The sequence below is a fragment of the Nostoc sp. genome, from assembly GCF_035638895.1.
Taxonomy (GTDB): domain Bacteria; phylum Cyanobacteriota; class Cyanobacteriia; order Cyanobacteriales; family Nostocaceae; genus Nostoc.
Map to the genome: position 1 here is coordinate 1 of NZ_DASQZC010000090.1, position 2,164 is coordinate 2,164.

1 protein-coding gene is annotated in these 2,164 nt (G+C 43.6%); it reads left to right on the forward strand.

The window, feature by feature from the left end:
* Positions 1-286: 286 nt before the first annotated feature.
* A partial coding sequence (locus VE944_RS03985) for a YncE family protein (protein WP_324972606.1) occupies positions 287-2,164 on the forward strand: 1,878 nt, incomplete at its 3' end.

Genomic DNA, 2,164 nt, shown 5'->3' on the forward strand with positions numbered 1-2,164 from the left:
GATGCATTGGCATTGCAGGGTATTGCCAAATTTAATTTGCTACGAATTAATGAAATGCTGTACTAAGCTGATGCGCGTCTAAAGTATATAAACACTCTTGATGGTCGTTGACTGTTGACACTTAACAGTCATCAGTCATCAGGGAAATGTACAAATTAAATGTGTAACAGCTTACTAAATTTTTTAACATTCCGTCAATCCCAATGACTTTGAAAGTAACCTCACCTTATCCTGTTCTTAACTAGTAAGTAGGAATATTGGCTGCGTAGGCAAGAAATTTTGATGTGTGAAACAGCAAATGCTCAATTTCAAGCGTAAGCGATATCTCCTAATTAGCCTGCTGGTCGCAGTGGCGATAGTAGTTAGCAGTGTACAAATAGTTACGGCCCAGCTTGCTACTAGCCGTGTTGGTGATCTACCTGAAGGTGGAGCATTATTACCCACAGGTCAAGTGATTACACCGGCAGCTGCCCCAGGCTCGACGTTTGCACGTTTGGCAACTGGTTTGCGTACAGATAATAATGCTGATGCTGCCGAAGCTGTAACCACAGCCCTCAGCCCCGATGGTAAAACTCTGCTGGTGCTTACCAGTGGGTATAACAAAAACTTCAAGAGTCAAAGTGGTGCTGATCTCACTTATCCTGTCTTAGACCCATTAACTGGCAAACCAAGTGCTACGAGAACTTCAAAAGCTGAATGGGTTTTTGTCTTTGATGTCAGCAACGGTAAGTTGGTTAAGCAGCAGCAAATTAACATTCCCAATACATATAATGGCCTAGCTTGGGCAAAAGACGGCACACGCTTTTATGTATCAGGTGGCATTGACGATCGCGTTTATGCTTATGCCTCGAATGGCAGCCAATACTTGCCAGATGCTCCTTTCATTTTACTAAATCACAATTCCGACTCAACTGCGCCCTTCCCAGACTACGATGGTGGTTTGTTGAAGAACACACAAGCTAAAACTGTGGCAACAGGAGCAGTTGTAGCAGGTCTTGATGTCAGCAAAGATGGCAAAACTTTAGTGGCTGCCAATTTTGAGAACGACTCAATATCAATTGTTGATACTACTAACCGTAAAGTACTCAGAGAAATTAAGTTCTTTAGACCAGGCGATAAAATACCAACAGGGGAATTCCCTTTTGATGTAGCCATCAAGAGTGCAGAAAACGGTGCAGCAGCTAAAGTCTTCGTTACCAGCCAGCGCGATAACGAAGTAGTTGCTGTTAGCATTTCTTCCGGGCAAATTACCCGTATACCTGTAGGTGACCAACCAAACAAAGTAACGCTCTCGACCGACCAAAAGCGACTATATGTAGCTAACGGTAATAGTGATTCGGTTTCAGTCATTGACACAAATACCAATAACGTTGTCCAAACTATCAATCTGTCTCGACCTAGCGATAAGTACAAAGGAGCAAATCCCAACTCTGTGGCTCTAAGTCCAGATGAACGTCAGCTTTACGTGACTCTAGGCTATGAGAACGCTGTTGCTGTTGTGGACTTGCAATCATCTGGTCGGGTGATTGGACGTATCCCAACTGGCTGGTATCCCAATTCTGTAAGCGTTAGTAAGGATGGTCAAAACCTATACGTTGTCAATGCCAAGAGCAATTCTGGCCCCAACCCTTCAAATGGCGAAACAACACCAGCCGGACTAGCACGCAACACAACTTTTAGAAATGAGTATACCTGGGCTTTAGAAAAAGCTGGGATCTCAGTTATTCCAGTTCCCAAAGGCGGTACTTTAGCTACGCTTTCCGAACAGGTAGATAGAAACAACGGTTTCTACAATCGCCGTCCTGACAGGACGATGAGATTTTTACAGGATAAAATTAAGCACGTTATCTACGTAGTTAAAGAAAATCGTACCTACGATCAGGTACTCGGTGATTTACCTGTTGGCAATGGTGATCCCGCGCTGACTTTATTCCCGGAACCAATTTCACCCAACCATCACAAGTTAGCCCTTGACTTTGTGACTTTTGATAACTTCTATGATTCTGGTGAATCAAGCGGTGTCGGCTGGAACTGGTCTACTTATGCAAGGACAACTGATTACACTGAAAAAACTCAATCAGTACTTTATGGCAACGCTGAGTTTAACGGTTTGACCTACGACTACGAAGGTACTAACCGTAACATCAACCTTGTCCTACCGCAA